Origin of the sequence: Nonomuraea sp. NPDC048826 (assembly GCF_043198225.1) — a bacterium.
In the GTDB taxonomy this organism is placed as follows: Bacteria; Actinomycetota; Actinomycetes; order Streptosporangiales; family Streptosporangiaceae; genus Nonomuraea.
Genome location: NZ_JBICUQ010000009.1, coordinates 149,367 through 168,423, shown reverse-complemented (window position 1 = coordinate 168,423; position 19,057 = coordinate 149,367). Strand labels below are relative to the sequence as shown.

The following is a 19,057-nucleotide window of genomic DNA, read 5'->3' as shown; positions in this document are numbered from 1 at the left end:
CAATTTTGTCGCATTTATAGCCAAAAAACGGGGTGCATCGTGCGATAACGGCTGCTTACCCTCCCCTCATGGACATTCGGCGCGTCACCCGGTTCGAGGCCGTCGAGGCGGCCGGCCATCTCTTCGACGCGGCCCCCGACCGCGCGGCCACCGACAAGTTCCTCGCGGAAGAGGGACACCACCTCCTCATCGCCTACGTGGACGGCACGCCCGCGGGGATGGTGACCGGCGTCGAGATGTCCCACCCCGACAAGGGCACCGAGATGTTCCTGTACGAGCTCGGCGTCGACGACCGCTTCAGGCAGCAGGGCATCGGCCGCGCGCTGGTCGCCGCGCTCGCCCGGCTGGCCCGCGAGCGGGGCTGCCACGGGCTGTGGACGGCCACCGGCGAGGACGACAAGCCGGCCCAGGCCACGTACGAGAGCGCCGGCGGCGCGCCCGAATGGGACCAGGTCGTCTACACCTGGGAGTTCGACCAGCGGTAGCTATGCCGCAATCGGTATAAAAAGGACGCGGCGTGGCACCACCTGAGGACGGCCCCGGCCAGGTAGGGTCCCCGTGTGCGCGTTGAGATACATGGTCACCGGGGAGCGCGGGGCCTGTGGCCGGAGAACACCCTGCCCGGCATGAGCCGGACGATGGAGCTCGGCGTGCACGCGCTCGAGTTCGACGTCGCGCTCACCGCCGACCGCCGGCTCGTGCTGACCCACGACCTCACGGTCTCCGCCGTCACGAGCGCCGACACGCGCCCGGTCACGCCGGACGACCCGGCTTTCCCGTACGTCGGAAAACCGATCAACTCGCTCACCCTCGCGCAACTGCGCACGCTCGACGTCGGGGTGCGCTTCCCGCGCCACCCGCAGGACCCGTTCGCGCTGACCCAGGTGGCGATGCCCGACACCCGCATGCCCACGCTCGGGGCCGTGCTGGGGCTGGTCAACGCCTACCAGGCGGGGAGCGTACGCCTGCACATCGAGCTGAAGTCCGACCCCACCAGGCCCGCGCTGTCGGCCGCCCCCGAGGAGTTCGCCGAGCTGGTGCTCGACGAGCTCGACCGGCACGGCAGGCTGCACAACGCGGCGATCCTGAGCTTCGACTGGCGGATCATCTCGCGGGTGGCCGAGCTCGCGCCCGACGTCCGCCGCTTCGCGCTGATCGAGCTCGACACCCTCGACTGGAACGGCCCGCTCGGCGACGACGTGCCCGCCGCCGCCCGCGCCGCCGGCGCCACCACGCTCTCCCCCGAGCACGTCATGGTCGACGAGCGGCTCATGGCCCAGGCCGCCGCGGCGGGGCTCGACGTCGCCGTCTGGACCGTCAACGACCCCGCGCTCGGCGCGCGCATGCTCGACCTCGGCGTCTCCGGGATCGTCACCGACTATCCCGACCGGATGCGCGAGCTGTGGCGCGAACGCGGCCACGAGCTGCCCGAGCCGGTCGGGCCGCTCAAGCCGGTCGGCGTCTAGCCCCCCGCCTCCCGCCCGATCGTCCTCCAGGGCCGGCCGCTGCGGCCGTTCAGCCCAGCCGTCGCGGCCGTTCAGAGCCAGCCGTTGCGGCGGAAGCCGCGGTGCAGCAGCACGCACACCGTGACCATCACGGCCAGCACGGCGGGGTAGCCCCACACCTGGCGGGTCTCCGGCATGAAGTCGAAGTTCATGCCGTAGATCCCGGCGATCATCGTCGGCACCGCCAGGATGGCCACCCAGGACGAGATCTTGCGCATGTCCTCGTTGGCCAGCGCGTTCGAGCGGGCCAGCGCCGCCTGGAGGATGGAGCTGCACAGCTCGTTGGACGACTCCACCTGCTCGCACACCCGCGACAGGTGGTCGCCGACGTCGCGGAAGTACTCGCGCATCTCCGACGGGATCACCCGCCGCTGCGGCAGCGCGGCCAGCGGCGCCTGCAGCGGCGTGACCGCCCGCTTCAGGTCGAGCATCTCGCGCTTGAGCTGGTAGATCCGGTTGATGTCACGGGAGCTGACGTCCGCGAACACCGTCGCCTCGACGTCCTCCAGCTCCAGCTGCATGAGGTCGGCGACCTGGAGGTAGCGGTCGACGACGTGGTCGGCGATCGCGTGCAGCACGCCCGCGGGACCGCGCGCCAGCAGGTCGGCGCCGTCCTCGATGCGCTCGCGCACCTCCGTCAGCGGGCAGTGCTCGCCATGGCGGACGGTGACCACGAAGTCGGGGCCGAGGAAGATCATGATCTCACCGGTGGCGATGATCTCACCGGCCGGCTCGGCGTTGTCGAGGTAGGCGATCGTCTTCAGCACCATGAACAGCGAGTCGCCGTAACGCTCCACCTTGGGGCGCTGGTGCGCCTTGACGGCGTCCTCGACGGCGAGCGGATGGAGTCCGAAGACCTCGGCCAGCCACTCGACCTCCGGTGCGGCCGGCTCGTGCAGGCCCACCCAGACGAACGCCTTGGCGCCCTCGGTGTTCCTGTTGTGCCGGCGGACCAGCTCCAGTGACTCGACGATGCCCGCGGCCCGGGTCTTCTCGCCCTCGACGTACGCGGCGTACTCCACGATGGAGTCGACAGGTGGCACACACGCCTCATTCAGCAACGAGTGACGCTGACGCGACGGGTGCGGCTGAACGGGGTGACGGTTGATGCGACGGAAAAGCGTGGACGAGCGCATGGCAGTCCCTTTCCGCCCGACCTGGCACGCTCCACGCGTGATGCGACATCACCTCTTACTCACGAATGCGTGGAGGCACGATCAGGCTGCCGGATTGGAGTGGTCAGGGGAGGACGACATGTACGTGGGCGAGCACGTACTGCTGGGATCACCAGGATTCATCCCGGACCACCTCCAATCACACGAGACACCATAAAGCCGCCCCAATTTACCACGGGCGGGGGAACGCACTTGACTGTACTCGTCGAGCGGCCGCCGGATCTGGTGGAAGCTGCCAAAGAATGCAGAACTCTTCCGGCATGTACTCGCAGCCTGCTTCTGCCCCTGCCGGCCCCCTCCAATCCCCGCCCTCCCTTCGGCCTGATGCTCCCCGTCCGACGATGGGCCCCGGTCACCTGCGGGTCTCCTCTACGGCACCCGGCCGAGAACCGGAGGGCTCGCGGAGGAAGGGCGAGGGTCCGAGGACGCGCCACCGCCGTCCGATGGCCGGGGTTGTGGAGGATGGCGAGAGGTCCGAGGGCCTCGCCGCGCCCCGTCCGATGGCAAGGGGCGCGGAGGAGGACAAGGAGGCCCGGGGGCGAGGGGGTCGGAGGCAAGCGAGGGGTCCGGGATACGGGAGGAACCCGAGAGGGGAGCGAAGGCGCGGGGGTCGCGAGGCCGGGAAAGGTCGCGAGGCCCGGGAAGGTCGCGGGGGCCGGGGGAAGGCCGCCGGGCCGTCCGGGGTCGGGGACTCGCTGTGGGGGCATCCCCGATGGTCAGGGTTGTGGGGGTGGGAAGGGTGGGGTTGGGGGTTGGGGGGTGGGAGGGGGGCGGGGCTGCGAGAATGGGCGGGTGCGCGTACTCGTTATTGGTTCCGGAGGGCGGGAGCACGCCCTCTGCCGTTCGCTAGGGCTGGATCCGCAGGTCGCCGAGGTGCATTGCGCGCCGGGCAATCCCGGCATCGGGCAGGTCGCCGAGCTGCATCCCGTCGATCCGGTCGATCCGGGGGCGGTCGCCGGGCTGGCGAAGCGGCTGGGGGTGGATCTCGTGGTCGTGGGGCCGGAGGCGCCGCTGGTCGCGGGGGTGGCCGACGCGGTGCGGGAGGCGGGCATCGCCTGTTTCGGCCCGTCCCGGCAGGCGGCCATGATCGAGGGGTCCAAGGCGTTCGCCAAGGAGATCATGCGGGCCGCGGGGGTGCCGACGGCGGAGGCGCGGGTGTGCGAGGCCGCCGACGCGGCCGAGGCGGCGTGCGCCGAGTTCGGCGCCCCGTACGTGGTCAAGGACGACGGGCTGGCGGCCGGCAAGGGGGTCGTGGTCACCGACGACCGGGAGGCGGCGTTGCGGCACGCGCGGGCGTGCGGCCGGGTGGTGATCGAGGAGTATCTCGACGGGCCGGAGGTGTCGCTGTTCGCGCTCTGCGACGGCAGCACGGCGGTGGCGCTCCAGCCGGCTCAGGACTTCAAGCGGGCCTACGACGGCGACGCGGGCCCCAACACGGGCGGGATGGGCGCCTACACCCCGCTGCCGTGGGTCCCCGAGGGCCTGACCGAGCAGGTGATGCGGGAGGTCGTGCACCCGACGATCGCGGAGCTGGGCCGGCGCGGGATGCCCTACCAGGGGGTGCTCTACGTGGGGCTGGCGCTGACCGCCAAGGGGCCGAAGGTGGTGGAGTTCAACGCCCGGTTCGGCGACCCGGAGACGCAGGTGGTGCTCGACCGGCTGGAGACGCCGCTGGGCGGGCTGCTGATGGCGTGCGCGACGGGTGAGCTGGGTCCTGACCCGGTGTTCAGGCCGGGTTCGGCGGTGACGGTGGTGGTGGCCGCCGAGGGCTACCCCGTCGCCCCGGTCAAGGGCGACGCGATCACCGGTGTGGAGCCCACGGACGACGCCTACGTGCTGCACGCGGGCACGACGCTGGCCGACGGCGAGCTGGTCTCCGCCGGCGGCCGGGTGCTCAACGTCGTCGGCACCGGCCCCGACCAGGAGAGCGCCCGCCGGCACGCCTACGAGCTGGCCGGGCGGATCCGGATGCGCGGCGCTCACTACCGGACGGACATCGCCCGATGAAGCACCTCCACTCCGGCAAGGTCCGCGACCTGTACGAGACGGACGAGGGCCTGCTGCTGATGGTGGCCTCCGACCGGATCTCGGCCTTCGACCATGTGCTGGAGCCGGAGATCCCCGGCAAGGGCGCGATCCTGACCCAGCTCTCGCTGTGGTGGTTCGGCCAGTTGCGCGACGTGGTGCCCGACCATGTGGTGTCCCGCGGGCCCGACGCGCGCAGCGTGCTGGTGAAGCCGCTGGAGATGGTCCCGATCGAGTGCGTGGCCAGGGGCTACCTGACCGGCGGCGGGCTGAGCGAATACCGCGCCACCGGTGCGGTGTCGGGCGTCGCGCTGCCGCCGGGCCTGGAGGACGGGTCGCGGCTGCCCGAGCCGATCTTCACGCCGTCCACGAAGGCGCCCGTGGGGCAGCACGACGAGCCGATCCCGTACGAGCGCGTGGTCGCGGAGGTCGGCGAGGAGACGGCGGCGGAGCTGCGCCGCATCACGCTCGCGGTCTACACGCGGGGCGCGGAGATCGCCCGGGAGCGGGGCATCATCGTCGCCGACACCAAGATCGAGCTCGGCCGCGACTCCGACGGCGTGCTGACGCTGGGCGACGAGGTGCTCACCCCCGATTCCTCGCGATTCTGGCCGGCCGACCCATGGGAGCCGGGCCGTTCACAGCCGTCCTTCGACAAGCAATATGTCCGCGATTGGCTTACTTCGCCGGAATCCGGATGGGACAAAAACTCCGGAACTCCCCCACCGCGTCTGCCTGACGCCGTGGTGGAGCGAACAGCCCAGCGATACCGAGAAGCTTATGAGCGCATCACCGGGGTTGCCTTTACAGGATGATTCGGCAGGGTCAAGGGGTGTTACCGGCTACTGTTGGCCGGGCCGAGCCTCACGTTGAAACTGTCAAGGAGCCGCCCGAATGGTCCGTTACCGCGTGCGCGGTGGCAACTCCCTGCATGGAACCGCTTTCATCCAGGGCGCCAAGAACGCCGTGCTGCCCATGATCGGTGCGGCGCTCCTCACGGCCGAGGGCCGCACCGTCCTGCGCAACGTGCCGATCATCGAGGACGTGCGCCGCGCCGTCGAGCTCGCGGAGGCCGTGGGCGCGTACGTCGAGCTGCACGAGTCCGAGCGCACGCTGGTCATCGACGCCTCCCGGCTGACCAGCCCGGTGCTGCCCGCCGAGATCGCCCGCAGGTTCAGGGGCTCGGTGCTGTTCACCCCCGCCCTGCTCCACCGGCTGGGCGAGGCGATCGTGGAGGGGGTCGGCGGCTGCAACCTCGGCAGCCGCAACCTCGACTTCCACTATCTCGGCTACAAGCGCCTGGGCGCGGTGGTCGACGAGGGCGAGACCGTCATCCACGTCAAGGCCTCGGGCCTGACCGGCGCCACCCTCTATCTCGACACCCCCTCCCACACCGGCACCGAGAACCTCATCATGGCCGCCGCCCTGGCCAAGGGCACCACGGTCATCGAGAACGCGGCGCTGGAGCCCGAGGTCCTCGACGTGATCGACATGCTCACCAAGATGGGGGCGCGGATCAGCGGCGGCGGCACCGGCTTCATCACCGTCGAGGGCGTGGAGGAGCTGCACGCCGTCGAGCACACCGTGATGCCCGACCGGCTCGACGCGGGCGTGTTCGCCATGGCGGCGGCCATCACGCAGGGCGAGGTGAGCCTCGTCGGCACCGGCCTCGACCTGGGCGTGGTGCGCTACAAGCTGGAGCAGATGGGCGTCGACTTCGCCCGGCAGGGCGCGGTGCTGCAGGTGCGCTGCGACCGGCCGCTGCGGCCGATCAACATCATCACCGACACCTACCCCGGCTTCGCCACCGACCTGCAGTCGCCGATGATGACGGTGGCCGCGCTGGCGGGCGGCACGAGCTACATCCACGAGCGCATCTTCGACGGCCGCTTCGCGCTGGCCGCCGAGCTCAACAAGATGGGCGCCAACGTGGAGGTCGAGGGCAGCCGGGCGATCGTGCGCGGCGCGACGCCGTTGACGGGAACTCACGTAACCGCTCACGATCTGCGTTCGGGTATAGCGCTGGTGCTCGCCGGACTGGCCGCCAAAGGCGAGACCGTCATCGACTCCGGATACCTCATCGATCGCGGACACGCACATCTCGCGCCGCGAATGCGCGCGCTCGGCGCGGACATTACACGAGAGATTTCTGAAACCTGAAAAGACTTGAGAATCCCCCGTTGAGCTGCTGAGATACCTTCTCGGGCGGTCAACCAGAACGTCTTTCCGGAAAAGTCGGGCGTGACATTACGGCCCCCGCGAGCGATCGTTCCAAAAGAGAGCACTGCAACGGATCGCAGGATGGGACGAACATTGGTCGAGAGGGCGGAAGAAACTTCCCGAGTGTCACGCGCGGGCGCTATGACACCGGATCTCACCATTGGCGTGGTCGGACCTCATGACCTGGTCGAGCGGGTCATGCTGATGGGTCACGCCGCAGCGCCGCTTCCGTGCCGTCTGGTGGCCGCCGCCTATCGTGACGAGCAGGAGGCGCCCGACAAGGTGACACGGCTCGGTCCCGGCGTGGACGCCTGCCTGTTCGCCAGCCCGGTGCCCTACGACCTGGCCAGGCGTTCCGGCGTGTTGACCATGCCCGCCACCTACGTGCAGGTCGGCGGGGCGGCGTTGATCGCGGCGCTGGCCAAGGCCGCGCTCGATCCGCGCTTCGACCCGCAGCGGGTGAGCGTGGACGTGGTGAGCCGGGCCGATGTCGAGGAGGCGTACACCGATCTGGGCATCCCGGCGGCGGACGTGCACAGCCGCGACGAGCCGGGCGCGACCGGCACGATCGCCGCCTACCACGAGCGGCTCGCCCGCCAAGGGACGACAACGGGGGCGCTGACGTGCCTGCCCGCCGTGGCCGAGCGGCTGCAGGCGGCCGGGGTGCCGGCCATCAGGATCAGGCCGACGTCGGCGGCCATCCGCACGGCCCTGCACACGGCGGCGCTGCTGGGCGCGCACCACAGGCTGGAGGAGTCGCAGCTCACGGTCGTGCTGGTCGAGGTGCCGACGCTGCGCGAGCCGGTGCGCCGGGCGGCCCCCCGCTACTGGCGCGACGAGCTGCGGCTGTCGCTGCACCGGCTGCTCGTCCAGGAGGCCAACCGGATCAACGCCAACGTCTGGCCCATCGACGACCACAGCTATCTGGTGACCGCCACCAGGGGCTCGGTCGCGGCCGCCACCGACGGGTTCCGGGTGCTGCCGTTCGCCGCCAGGATCCGCGACGAGCTGGGTCTGGCGGTCGAGGTGGGCGTGGGCATGGGACGCACCACCCACGACGCCGAGTCGCACGCTCGGGCCGCGCTGGCGCGCACCCAGGCGGGCAAGCAGGCGCAGGGGTTCGCCGTGGACCGCGAGGGCCGGGCGCTCATCCCGGCTCCGCGGATGCCGCCGACCGGCACGGCCGCGCTCAAGCCGAAGGGCGTGGAGGTGCTGTCGCGGCTGGCCGCCAAGCTGGAGGGCGGCGACACCGTGGTCGACGCGGAGGGCGCCGGCAAGATGCTGGGGGTGACGCCGCGGACGGCGCGGCGGCTGCTGCGCACGCTGGTTGACGAGGGACTCGCGTGGCCGCTGCCGCCGAACCGCACACCGCAGCCGGGCCGGCCGCGCCAGCTCTACCGCCTGATCGTGGAGAAGCTGGGGCCCCGCTGACGGCCGCCGACGGGCCCGCCGTCCGCCTTCCCTTCCGACGGCGGCGGGCCGCCCGCGCGATCCTGGCCACGGCTTTACGGACCCTGGGTTGACTTCCCGTCAATTCGCGGTTGGGGCGGCGAGAGGCGGGTATGAATTTCGTCGCCCCCGATCGATGGGATTCGGACGGGGGCGCCAACCGTTTCAGGGGCCCCCGTCGACTGCGGCTTCCCGCCCCCAGCCTCATCTCAGCGTCTGATACTCGCGCGCGTTCTGTCGGTCCTGGGCACTATTGTCATGAGTCATGACAGCTGACACACCTGGCAAACGGACTTCCCTGCTTGTCTGGGTGGCGCTGGGCATCGTCTACGTGGTCTGGGGCTCCACCTACCTGGGCATCGCCATCGCCATCGAGACCCTGCCCCCCATGCTGAGCGGCGCCCTGCGCTTCATCTCCGCCGCCCTCCTGCTCGGCGCGTTCCTGATGGTCAAGCGGGGCCCCGGCGTCTTCCGGATGACGCGCCGCGAGTTCTTCGGCGCGGCGCTCGTCGGCCTGCTGCTCCTGACCGGCGGCAACGGCATGGTCGCCGTCGCGGAGCAGCACATCTCCACCGGCCTCGCCGCGCTGCTCGTCGCGTCCGTGCCGCTCTGGCTGGTGGTGTTCAGGATCGCGGTACGGGACCGGCCTCAGGTGCTCACGCTGGCCGGGGTGCTGGTCGGGTTCGGCGGCGTGGCGGCGGTCTCGCTGAGCGGCGGCGGCGTGAGCGGCAGCACGACCGGGATCGTGGTCATCCTGCTCGCCGCCGCGTCCTGGTCCGTCGGCTCGTTCCTGTCGGCGCGGATCGCGATGCCGGCCAACACGTTCGCGGCCAGCACCGTCGAGATGGTGGCCGGCGGCCTCGGCATGATCCTCGTGGGCGCCGTGTCGGGCGAGCGGCTCGACCTCGCGGCCGTCTCGGGCCGGTCCTGGGCCGCGCTCGTCTACCTGATCCTGGTCGGCTCGCTGGTCGGCTTCACCGCCTACACGTGGCTGCTGGGCAACGCGCCCATCTCGCTGGTGTCGACGTACGCGTACGTGAACCCGGTCGTGGCGGTGATCCTCGGCGTGCTCGTCCTGCAGGAGCAGGTGACCGTTCAGATCCTGCTGGGCGGCCTGGTGATCCTGGTGGGCGTCGCCCTGGTCGTGTCGACCGAGCGGAAGCGACGCCCCAAGATCCCCGAGCCCGCCGAGCCGGTGACTACGACGACTTCCTGAAGGCGGCCGCGGCGGTGAGGAAGGCGTCGTTGGCCTCCGGGTCTCCGATGGAGATCCGGGCGCCCTCGCCCGCGAACGGCCGCACGGCCACGCCCTCCACCGCGCAGGCCGCGGCGAAGTCCATGGTGTCCTCGCCGAGCCGCAGCCAGACGAAGTTCGCCTCCGTCGGCGGCACCTCCCAGCCCTGGGCGATCAGCGACTCGCGGACCCGGGTGCGCTCCTTGACCACCCGCTCCACCCGCTCCAGCAGCTCGTCCTCGGCCGCCAGCGAGGCGAGGGCGGCCACCTGGGCGAGCTGGTTGACCGCGAACGGGATGATCGTCTTGCGCACGGCGGCGGCCACCGGCTCCTGCCCGATCAGATAGCCGACGCGCAGCCCCGCGAGCCCGTACGCCTTGGAGAACGTGCGCAGCACGCACACGTTGGGCCGGTCACGATAGAGGGTGAGGCCGTCGGGCACCGACTCGTCGCGGACGTACTCCCGGTAGGCCTCGTCCAGCACCACCAGCACGTCCTGCGGCACCCGGTCGAGGAACGCCACCAGCTCCCGCTCGCGGATCGCGGTGCCGGTCGGGTTGTTGGGGTTGCACACGAACACCATGCGGGTCCGGTCGGTCATGGCCTCGGCCATGGCGTCCAGGTCGTGGTCCTCCCCTGCCAGCGGCACCCGCACGGACGTCACCCCGGCCAGGTCGGCGAGGAGAGGGTAGGCCTCGAACGAGCGCCACGCGTAGACCACCTCGGCGCCCGGGTCGCCGATGCTCTCGAACAACTGCTGCGCCACCGTCACCGAACCGGCGCCCAGCGCGATGTGCTCCGCCGGCACCCCGAACCGCTCCGCGATCGCCTCGGTCAGCTTGACCGCCCCCGGATCGGGATAGCGGTGGATCAGCCGAGCCCCCTCGGCGATCGCCTCCACGACGGACGGCAACGGCTCGTAGGGCGACTCGTTGGACGACAGCTTGTAGGAGCGGCCGTCGGGCGTCATGACGGCCTTGCCCGGCTTGTAGGCCGGCATGGTGTCGAGAATCGGGCGGAAACGAGGCATGTCCATACGATAGGCCAGGCTTCCCGGCGTCACCGTCAGGCCCTCAGCTCACCGGGACGGTCATTCCTTGAGCGAGCGGAGCATCGGCGGGTGGAGCAGCTCGGCCGGGCCGCGGCGGTAGAGCTTGGCGGGGCGGCCGCCGTCGCGGGTCGTGCTCGCGCCGGTCTCCACCAGGAAGCCCTCCGCCTTGGTGACCTTGCGGTGGAAGTTGCGCGGGTCGAGCGGGCGGCCCCAGACGATCTCGTACACCCTGCGCAGGTCGGCGACCGTGAACTCCGGCGGGCAGAAGGCGGCCCCCAGCGAGGTGTACTCCAGCTTGGCCCTGGCCCGCTCGACGCCGTCGAGCATGATGCGGCGGTGGTCGAAGGCCATGACGGCGAGCGAGTCGACCGCCTGCCAGCTCATGTGCGCCTTCTCCGAGGCCGGCAGGTCGGGGGCGATGCCGAGGTAGGCGACGCTGAGCACGCGCTGGCGCGGGTCGCGGTCGGGGTAGCCGTACGTCTGGAGCTGCTCCAGGTGGATGGGGGCGCCGGGCAGGCCCGCCCGCTCGGCCAGGATGCGCTGGGCCGCGGCCGGGAGGTCCTCGTCGAGCTGGATGAACCCGCCGGACAGCGACCAGCGGCGCAGGAAGGGCGGGTTGTCCCTGCGCCACACGAGCGCGCTGAGCTCCTGGTTACGGACCGTGAGCACGACCAGGTCGACGCTGACCGGAATGCGCGGGACCATGCAGGCACGTTACACGCTGCGGCCCCGCCCGGTGACGAGCAGACCGTCCCGCATGAACTGATTCGCGCCGGAGCGACGAGTTTCCGGGCCGGCCGTGGTCCCTACAGGCATGAGCACGCGAAACGAGTTCGCCGTCCAGCCGGTCCTGAGCACCGCGGACGTCGAGCGGTTGAAGTCCTTCTACGTCGAGCTGTTCGGGGCCGAGGAGCACCTGCGGGTGCCGGGCCGCACCGGGCCGTTCATGATCGAGCTCAGGCTCGGCCGGGCCGGTCTCGCCCTGGTCGACCACAAGGCGGAGGGCCCGAGCGCCGTGAACGTGTTCGTGGCCGACGTCGACGCCCTGCTGCCGCGGGTGGAGCCCGCCGGGGGCAAGGTGCTCGGCCCGGCCAAGGACATGCCGTGGGGCCACCGGGTCGCGCACGTCACCGACCCGGACGGCAACCAGGTCAACCTCACCCAGCAGCTGTAGGCGGGCCCATCAGGTGTCGATGCGGACGTGCAGGGGTTCGGTCGTGACCTGGCCGGAGGGGAGCTTGACGGTGATGCGGATCCACTCCCCTTCGGGCACCTGGCCCCAGTCGAAGGGCACCCAGGCCGTCACCATGTGCTCGGGCAGCTCCGCCAGCGGGTCCTCGTCCAGCCAGCCCACCTCGGCGACGTTCAGCTCGGCCCGGCCGGACGACCACTCGACGCCGATGGTGCCGTCCTTGAGGTTGTAGCCGCGTACCTCCAGCCCGTCCTCGGGGGCGCGGGCGCGCCGGATGGCGTCGACCGCGATGGGCCGCTGCCAGTCGCGCGTGATCTCCGACTCGACCGACGGCGAGCCGCAGGTCATGAAGTCGCTCCACATGTACGAGACGATCTTCTGGACGTACCGGCCCGCCATGGTGACGGCCTGGTCGAGCCGCTTCTTGTCGGTCTTGCCGCGGGTGCCGTGAGCCGCGCAGGGCTCGTCGCCGGACGGCTCGAAGGCCTCGACGTTGGCCCAGAGCTGCACCTCGTGGCCGCTTTCGAGCATCTCCTCGCGGGCCGCGGCCATCTCGCGGTAGTAGTCGCGGGTCGAGCCGTGGTAGGCGGTCTTGTACGTGCTCTCGCCGACGACCGGGCGCAGCCGCTCGTCGACCTCGTCGTCGCGCTCGTCGGGCCAGTAGAGGCCGACCTTGCCGGTGCCGCGGCTGTCTTGCGGGGCGATGATGCCGACGCCGGTCCGGGCCAGCGCCTTGAACCCGTCGGCGACCTGCGCCGGGGTCTGGCCGAAGGCGACGCGCTTGCGGGCGTCGAGGTACGGGCTGATCAGGATGGGCTTGCCGGGCAGCTCCTGCTCGACGATGCGGTGCTGGTCGGCGTACACCTCAAGGGTGGGGTTGTCGGCCAGCGTGCCGGCCATCTGCACCTCGAACGGCTGGTAGACGCCGCCGAGCGACTGCCGGCCGGCGAAGCGCGCGCCGTAGTCCTGCAGGATGCGCCGGGTGACCGTGGTGAGGGTGCCGATGTGCTTGCGGTTGGCCCTGGTGGGCACGGCCGGGTCGCGCGGGGCCAGCGGCAGCGCGGGGAAGATCTGCACACCGAACTGGTCGCCGAGGTCGAGCAGCTTGGTCAGGCTGTCTTCGGCCGACCCGGCGATGAGGATCAGGTCGTACGTGGCGCCCTTGGTGAAGTTGCAGCTCGGGTCGTCGGAGCCGTCGGGCGGGGCGATGAGGCGGAAGTAGGTCCGCTTGCCGGCCCGGACCGCGTGCTCCATGGGCGCGCACCTGAACAGGCCCTCGCCGAACGACTCGTCGGTGCGGTAGACGTACACCCGGCCGATGCGGTTGTCCGGGTGGGCGTCCTTCAGGTCGCGCTCCGCGGCCGCGTGACAGGTGAGGCCGTCCTCCTGGCAGTCCTTGTAGAGCGGGTCCACCTCGCCGTCGCGCGTCCTGACGCGGCCCCGGCCGTCGACGGTGCGGTACTGCAGCCCGTACCCGATCCTGATGGCGGTGTCGCCGCCCACGTTGTGGATCTCCTGGAGCTGGTGGCGCCAGGTGCACGGGTTGGACGTGGGGGTGATCCAGTAGCCGGTGACGGCGTACGGCGCCTTCTCCCGCGTCTCGAACGTTCCACAGGGGTCGGTGAACTCGCTCACCAACGGCGTCGGCTCGGTGCGGGTGGGGGTCGGCGTCGACGTGGGCGTGGCCTGGGAGGTGGTCTTGACGGGTTCGGCGTCACCGATGGGCAGGACGACGACCACGGCCGCGACGGCGGCCAGGACCGCTGCGCCCAGGAGGACGAAGAGCCAGCGCACGTTCAGGAACCCACCGCTCTACCGCTTCACCCCGGCCCAGGCTTCGAGCTGGGCGACGAAGCGCTTGGCCGAGTTGGGCCAGTGGTGGTTGGCTCGGGCGGCGGCGTAGCCCCGCGCGCCCTGGGCGCGGCGCTCGCGCACGTCGTCCCTGAGGGTCAGCACGGCCTGCGCCACCGCCTTCGGGTCCTCCCACGGCACCACGACGCCGCTTTCGTAGCGCTCCACGAGCTCGACGGCGCGGGGCGACGGGGTGGTGACGACGGGGATGCCGTGCGCCATGTACTCAATGATCTTGGTGGGCATGGAGTGGCGGTAGTTCGGCTCGTCGCGCAGCAGCGACAGGCCGGCCAGCGCGCCGTCGAGCCGCTTGAGCGCCTCGTCGTTCGGCATGAAGTCGCGCCACTCCAGCAGGCCCTCGGTGACGGCCTGGTTGAGCACCGGACGGCTCTGCGGGTCGGCGTAGCCGATCAGCTCCACGGCCACCCGGTACGGCTGGAGCAGCCGCGCCACCTCGACCGCCTCGAGCACGCCCCGGGCCTTGGACAGCCAGCCGAGGTAGACCACCCGGTCGTCGCCGGGCGGCGTGACCGAGTCGGGCACCCACGTCTCGTTGGGCACGATCAGGTGGGCGTGCTTGAACCGGCCCGCGTACGCGGTCTCGGCCAGCAGCAGGTGGAGGTTGCTCTCGGCGGTGCTCTCCAGCATCCGGGCGAGGAACCGTACGGGCGGGCGCAGGATGGACGGCAGCCACGGCTTGAGCGAGAGCGTGGCGGGGGTGTCCTCGTGCACGTCCCAGACCACCGGCGGCCGGTTGCGCACCCCCCAGACCGCGAACAGCAGCTCGGGGTCGTGGATGAGGACCAGGTCGACCTGCCGGCGCATGCGCTTGAACAGCCGGCGCGCGGCCCACACCGCCGAGATCCGTTTACGCTGCACCGCCCTGGGCAGATCGACGCCCGTCACCCAGGGCCGGGGGACGACCCCGTGCCCGGTGTAGGAGGCGGCGTACGTGACCTCATGACCGGCATCCACGAGGGCGCGGATCTGCCGGTGCAGGATCCTCGCGTCCTCGGGGTTATGCACCACCGTCATGACGAGCACGTGCACGCGCGTTGCCTCCGGTCGCTACAGCCGCTCGACGCGTTCACCCTCGGTGAGCACACCGCGGGTGTCGAGCACGAGCCTGGCCTTCGCCTCGACCATGCCCAGGTCGAACGCGGCGTGCTGTTGTAGCAGCACCGTCACGTCGGCGCCGGCGACGGCCTCGGCCAGATCTTCCTCACGCCGCACGGGCGTGCCATCCACTGACCACTCCTTGACATGCGGGTCGGCGAACGAGAGATCGGCGCCCAGCTCCAGCAGCGCACGCGCCACAGGCAGGGCCGGGGTCTCACGCTCATCGGCGATGTCCGGCTTGTAGGTCACGCCGAGCATAACGACTCTGGCGCCGTTCACCGCCTTTTTGTGCCTGTTGAGCAGACGCTGCACGCGAGCCACCACGTAGGACGGCATCCGCTCGTTGATCTCCTGGGCCAGCTCCACGAACCTGAACGGGTAGCCGAGCTTGCGCACGGTGTAGGACAGGTACGAGGGATCGACCGGTATGCAGTGGCCGCCCACGCCGGGGCCGGGCAGGAACTTGTGGAACCCGAACGGCTTGGTGGCGGCCGCCTCGATGGCCTCCCACAGGTCGACGCCGAGCTCGTCGCAGAAGATGGCCATCTCGTTGACGAGCGCGATGTTGACGTGCCGGTAGGTGTTCTCCAGCAGCTTGGCCATCTCCGCCTCGCGGGTGCTGCTGACCGGCACCACCTGCTCGACGAAGCGCCCGTAGAACGCGGTGGCCCGGTCGCGGCAGGCGGGCGTGAAGCCGCCGACGACCTTGGGGGTGTTGCGCAGGCCGTACTTGGGGTTGCCCGGGTCGATCCGCTCCGGCGAGAAGGCCAGGTGGAACCCCTCGCCCGCGGTGAGCCCCGAGGACTCCAGCAGCGGGCGGACCAGCTCGTCGGTGGTGCCGGGCCAGGTGGTCGACTCCAGCACCACGAGCGTGCCCGCGCGGAGGTTGCGCGCGACGGTCTTGCTGGCGCCCTCCACGGCGGAGAGGTCCGGCCGGTGGTCCTCGTCCAGAGGCGTGGGCACGCAGATGACGATCGTGCTGCTCTCGGCCAGGACCGCCTCGTCGAGCGTGGCGCTGAACCCGTTGGCCAGCATGTGCTCGAGATCGGCGTCGGTCAGGTCATCGATGTAGGACTGCCCGGCCTTCAGGGCGTCGACCTTGCGGGGGTCGACGTCCAGGCCGACGACCTTCAGCCCGGCGGCCACCGCCTCTTTCGCGAGGGGCATGCCGACGTAGCCGAGGCCGATGACAGCCAAGTCGATTTCTGTCACAGCGGTGCCTTAGGGAGCCGGAAACAACACTTCATGGTCGCAAAGGTTATCTCAAGTCCACCTAGCTCACGCCTAATGCGACGGAACCCGTCAGAACAGACAGCCATAGTGAAGGTCATCGTTCCGTAAGGGTCCTGTACAGGGCTTGGTAAGTCTCGGCAACGCGGCTCCACGTGCGCTTGGCCGCCACTTCGGCCCGACCGGCCTCGCCCATCGCGGCCCGCCTCTCCGGATCGCCGGCCAGCGCGCCCAGCGCCTTGGCCAGCTCGGCCGGGTCTCCCGGCGGCACGAGCAGGCCCGCGCCGTCGCCGCCGACCAGCTCCGACAGGGCCGGCAGGTCGCTCAGCACGACCGGTTTGCCCAGCGCCATCGCCTCCACGGGCTTGAGCGGGGTGACGAGCCTGGTCACCCGCAGGTCCTCGCGCGGGCAGACGAAGATGTCGATGGCGTCCTGGGCCTGCAGGGCCTCCTCGGGCCCGACCCGGCCCGGCAGGATCGCGTCCGACAGCCCCAGCTCCTCGACGAGCTCCAGCAGGGCGTCGCGCTCGGTGCCGTCGCCGACGATGAGCACCCGCACCGGGTTGCCCTCGTCGCGCAGCAGCGCCGCGGCCCGCAGCAGGGTGGCGAAGCCCTCGTAGGCCACGATGCTGGACACCGAGCCGACGACGATCTCGCCGTCCTCGACGCCCATGGCCCGGCGGAACGAGGCTCCGTCGTAGCGGGCGGTGAGCAGCTCGTCGTCGACCGCGTTGGGCGCCAGGTAGATGTTCTCGCGCGGGACGCCGCGCTCGACGATCTCGACGGCCATGGTCTCGGCCAGCGTGACCACCGCGTCGGCCTCGCGCATGAGGAACGCCTCGCGCTCGCGCTGGAGCACGTGCCGCTGGCTGCCCACCCGCTTGGGGTCGCGCGAGGCCCAGGTCTCCTCCAGGAACCCGCGTACCTCGTACACGAACGGGGTGCCCGTGCGGTCGCGCACGGCGTGCGCGACCGAGCCGTTGCGGTGGTCGGTGGCGGCGTGCAGGACCTGCGGGCGGAGCTCGGTGACGAGCTTGGTGACGGCGTCGGCGCCCTTGACCATGCGGCCGCGCATCTCGAACGGCACCTCGCCGCGCCCGTCGGGCAGCAGGCGGTAGTAGGGGACGCCGTCCAGCTCCTCGTACGGGGGAGCGTCCGCGTGGCCCTGGAGCATGGGGAAGCCCCAGCTCGTGACCACGTGCGGATCGAGCCCCGCGGCCTTCTGGGCCGTGACGATGCGGTGGGTCCTGACCGTGTAGCCGGCCTGGGTGTAGGGCAGCGAGTTCGTGATCAGGTGGACCACGCGACCGGCGACCCGCTCCAGGATGGCCACCTTGGGGCCGGGCGGGATCGGGTCGGGGCTGATCGCCGCCAGCTCACCGCGGTAGTAGGCGGCCCTGCGCTTGACGAACGGGTATTTGGCGTAGGGCTCCAGCACTTCCGCCGCCATGGTGACGCGGCCGGAGTCCCAGTGCTCCTTGGCGTCGTTCCAGGGCGCCTTGAGCATGCGCATGCCCAGCTTGCGCACGACGAGGCGGGCGCGGCGCGCGGCGGGCCAGGCCACCTTGCCGATGACCGGGCGCAGGCGCGGCGGCATGGCGTCGGCCGCCGCCTGGGCGACCCGGACCGGGTCGGCCTTGACCTTGGTCACGACCACGCGGGAGACGATGATCGGGTGCTGGAGGAAGCCCTTCAGAAGTCCACCGACGCCGGCACGGGCAGACTTCGCGGACACCCCGGCGGAACTTTTTGAGGAGTCTTGAGGACTGGCGTCGGATGCCACGCGGTGACCGTACCATAGGCAGCGTTTTTTCCCTTCCGCTATGAAAGGCGAGGTCAATGAGGGAGAACCCCCTGGTCCTGCACGTTCTGGGCGCTCGTCCCAATTTCGTGAAAGCGGCCCCGGTGGTGCGTGCACTCGGCGAGCTCGGCGTGCGGCAGGGCATCATCCACACCGGCCAGCACTACGACGCGCTGATGTCCGACGTGTTCTTCGCCGACCTCGGCCTGCCCGACCCGGTGGCGAACCTCGGGGTGGGCTCGGGCAGCCACGCCAAGCAGACGGCGGCCCTGCTCGTGGGCCTGGAGGAGACCTTCCAGGAGCACGACCCGGACCTGGTGGTCGTCTACGGCGACGTGAACTCGACGCTGGCCGCGATCCTCGTCTGCGCCAAGCTCGGCATCAAGACGGCGCACGTCGAGGCCGGGCTGCGCTCGTTCGACCGGAGCATGCCTGAAGAGGTCAACCGGATCGTCACCGACTCGCTCTCCGACCTGCTCTTCGCCACCTCCCCCGACGCGCTGTCGCACCTGGCGGCCGAGGGCGTGCCCGCCTCGAAGGTGCACCTGGTGGGCAACCCGATGATCGACAGCCTGTTCTCCGCGCTGCCGTCGCTCGACCCCGCCCCGGTGGTGGCCCGGCTGGGCCTGCCGGAGCGGTACGCGGTCGCGACGCTGCACCGCCCGGCCAACGTGGACACCCCCGAGGCGGCCCACGAGCTGGTCTCGGCGGTGCTCGGCGTGGCCGCGCAGATCCCGGTCGTGGTGCCGATCCACCCGCGCGGCCGCACCCGCCTGGCCGAGGCGGGGCTCGTCGACGGCCCCTCGGTGCGCGTGGTCGATCCGCTGGGCTATGTGGACTTTCTCTCACTCGTCCGGGGCGCCGCGCTGGTCGTCACCGACTCGGGCGGGGTGCAGGAGGAGACGACCATGCTCAGCGTCCCCTGCCTGACCGTGCGGCCCAACACCGAACGGCCGATCACGATCACGCACGGCACGAACCGGCTGGTCACGCCGGCCCTGCTGCCGGCGGCGGCGGAGAAGGCGCTGGCCGACGGCGCGGTCACGCCGGCGGGCGAGCTGCCCCCGCTGTGGGACGGCGCCGCGGGGCCGCGCATCGCGCGGGTGATCTCCGCGTGGCTGAAGGGGGACAACCTCTCGCCTGCGGCTCAGGGGAAGCGTTCCGAGTAATCCCCAGATTTGGTACGGATCTCGCCGTACTATGAC

The 19,057-nt window shown here is 71.0% G+C and carries 16 protein-coding genes; 9 read left to right on the top strand and 7 right to left on the bottom strand.

Annotated features, from left to right (window positions below; translation table 11 throughout):
• The first annotated feature begins 68 nt into the window (after positions 1–68).
• Together ACGFI7_RS31380 and ACGFI7_RS31375 are read left to right on the top strand one after the other, a co-directional pair.
• Positions 69–485, top strand: a complete 417-nt coding sequence (locus ACGFI7_RS31380) for a GNAT family N-acetyltransferase (RefSeq protein ID WP_393410874.1) — start codon at positions 69–71, stop codon at positions 483–485.
• A gap of 75 nt (positions 486–560) precedes the next feature.
• Positions 561–1,466, top strand: coding sequence for a glycerophosphodiester phosphodiesterase family protein (locus ACGFI7_RS31375; RefSeq protein WP_393410872.1), 906 nt, complete (start codon positions 561–563; stop codon positions 1,464–1,466).
• Between the two features lie 71 nt (positions 1,467–1,537).
• Here the strand turns inward: ACGFI7_RS31375 and corA are convergent, their stop codons facing one another.
• A complete protein-coding gene (gene corA / locus ACGFI7_RS31370) occupies positions 1,538–2,548 on the bottom strand; it encodes a magnesium/cobalt transporter CorA (RefSeq protein WP_393410870.1) in 1,011 nt (336 codons plus the stop codon).
• Between the two features lie 924 nt (positions 2,549–3,472).
• Here corA and purD point away from each other — a divergent pair.
• From purD to ACGFI7_RS31345, 5 genes are all read left to right on the top strand, one after another.
• Positions 3,473–4,687, top strand: a complete 1,215-nt coding sequence (gene purD, locus ACGFI7_RS31365; RefSeq protein WP_393410868.1) for a phosphoribosylamine--glycine ligase — start codon at positions 3,473–3,475, stop codon at positions 4,685–4,687.
• On the top strand, positions 4,684–5,520 hold the full coding sequence (locus ACGFI7_RS31360) for a phosphoribosylaminoimidazolesuccinocarboxamide synthase (protein WP_393410866.1): 837 nt from the start codon (positions 4,684–4,686) through the stop codon (positions 5,518–5,520). The genes purD and ACGFI7_RS31360 overlap by 4 nt, the downstream gene beginning before the upstream one ends.
• 79 nt (positions 5,521–5,599) lie before the next feature.
• Positions 5,600–6,865, top strand: coding sequence for a UDP-N-acetylglucosamine 1-carboxyvinyltransferase (gene murA / locus ACGFI7_RS31355; protein WP_393410864.1), 1,266 nt, complete (start codon positions 5,600–5,602; stop codon positions 6,863–6,865).
• Positions 6,866–7,066: 201 nt separating this feature from the next.
• The gene (locus ACGFI7_RS31350) at positions 7,067–8,356 is read left to right on the top strand and encodes a GTP cyclohydrolase IIa (RefSeq protein WP_393410862.1); all 1,290 of its coding nucleotides are present in this window, start codon (positions 7,067–7,069) and stop codon (positions 8,354–8,356) included.
• A gap of 283 nt (positions 8,357–8,639) precedes the next feature.
• Positions 8,640–9,590: an EamA family transporter gene (locus ACGFI7_RS31345; protein WP_393410860.1), complete on the top strand. Its 951-nt coding sequence runs from the start codon at positions 8,640–8,642 to the stop codon at positions 9,588–9,590.
• On the opposite strand, the gene hisC is transcribed toward ACGFI7_RS31345, so the two are convergent.
• Positions 9,574–10,638, bottom strand: a complete 1,065-nt coding sequence (gene hisC, locus ACGFI7_RS31340) for a histidinol-phosphate transaminase (RefSeq protein WP_393410858.1) — start codon at positions 10,636–10,638, stop codon at positions 9,574–9,576. The two genes, ACGFI7_RS31345 and hisC, sit on opposite strands and share 17 nt — an antisense overlap.
• 60 nt (positions 10,639–10,698) lie before the next feature.
• Positions 10,699–11,364, bottom strand: a complete 666-nt coding sequence (locus ACGFI7_RS31335; protein ID WP_393410856.1) for an NUDIX domain-containing protein — start codon at positions 11,362–11,364, stop codon at positions 10,699–10,701.
• Between the two features lie 109 nt (positions 11,365–11,473).
• Between ACGFI7_RS31335 and ACGFI7_RS31330 the strand changes: the two genes are divergently transcribed.
• Complete coding sequence (locus ACGFI7_RS31330) at positions 11,474–11,833, top strand: VOC family protein (protein ID WP_393410854.1); 360 nt, start codon at positions 11,474–11,476, stop codon at positions 11,831–11,833.
• 9 nt (positions 11,834–11,842) lie between these two features.
• Here ACGFI7_RS31330 and ACGFI7_RS31325 read toward each other — a convergent pair whose 3' ends face one another.
• The 4 genes from ACGFI7_RS31325 to ACGFI7_RS31310 all read right to left on the bottom strand — a co-directional run bounded on the left by ACGFI7_RS31325 (position 11,843) and on the right by ACGFI7_RS31310 (position 17,708).
• Complete coding sequence (locus tag ACGFI7_RS31325; RefSeq protein WP_393410852.1) at positions 11,843–13,645, bottom strand: DUF4434 domain-containing protein; 1,803 nt, start codon at positions 13,643–13,645, stop codon at positions 11,843–11,845.
• An 18-nt stretch (positions 13,646–13,663) separates the two neighbouring features.
• Positions 13,664–14,752, bottom strand: a complete 1,089-nt coding sequence (locus ACGFI7_RS31320) for a glycosyltransferase (protein WP_393410850.1) — start codon at positions 14,750–14,752, stop codon at positions 13,664–13,666.
• Positions 14,753–14,770: 18 nt separating this feature from the next.
• Positions 14,771–16,018, bottom strand: a complete 1,248-nt coding sequence (locus tag ACGFI7_RS31315) for a nucleotide sugar dehydrogenase (protein WP_393410848.1) — start codon at positions 16,016–16,018, stop codon at positions 14,771–14,773.
• Between the two features lie 130 nt (positions 16,019–16,148).
• Positions 16,149–17,708, bottom strand: coding sequence for a glycosyltransferase family 4 protein (locus ACGFI7_RS31310; protein ID WP_393410846.1), 1,560 nt, complete (start codon positions 17,706–17,708; stop codon positions 16,149–16,151).
• Positions 17,709–17,890: 182 nt separating this feature from the next.
• On the opposite strand from ACGFI7_RS31310, the gene wecB reads away from it, so the two are divergent.
• Positions 17,891–19,021, top strand: coding sequence for a non-hydrolyzing UDP-N-acetylglucosamine 2-epimerase (gene wecB, locus ACGFI7_RS31305; protein WP_393410844.1), 1,131 nt, complete (start codon positions 17,891–17,893; stop codon positions 19,019–19,021).
• The last annotated feature ends 36 nt before the right edge of the window (positions 19,022–19,057 follow it).

Coding starts and splice junctions, on each gene's coding strand:
- ACGFI7_RS31380 (WP_393410874.1), top strand. CDS start 69: ATGGACATTCGGCGCGTCACCCGGTTCGAGGCCGTCGAGGCGGCCGGC.
- ACGFI7_RS31360 (WP_393410866.1), top strand. CDS start 4,684: ATGAAGCACCTCCACTCCGGCAAGGTCCGCGACCTGTACGAGACGGAC.
- murA (WP_393410864.1), top strand. CDS start 5,600: ATGGTCCGTTACCGCGTGCGCGGTGGCAACTCCCTGCATGGAACCGCT.
- ACGFI7_RS31350 (WP_393410862.1), top strand. CDS start 7,067: ATGACACCGGATCTCACCATTGGCGTGGTCGGACCTCATGACCTGGTC.
- ACGFI7_RS31345 (WP_393410860.1), top strand. CDS start 8,640: ATGACAGCTGACACACCTGGCAAACGGACTTCCCTGCTTGTCTGGGTG.
- hisC (WP_393410858.1), bottom strand. CDS start 10,638: ATGCCTCGTTTCCGCCCGATTCTCGACACCATGCCGGCCTACAAGCCG.
- ACGFI7_RS31335 (WP_393410856.1), bottom strand. CDS start 11,364: ATGGTCCCGCGCATTCCGGTCAGCGTCGACCTGGTCGTGCTCACGGTC.
- ACGFI7_RS31330 (WP_393410854.1), top strand. CDS start 11,474: ATGAGCACGCGAAACGAGTTCGCCGTCCAGCCGGTCCTGAGCACCGCG.
- wecB (WP_393410844.1), top strand. CDS start 17,891: ATGAGGGAGAACCCCCTGGTCCTGCACGTTCTGGGCGCTCGTCCCAAT.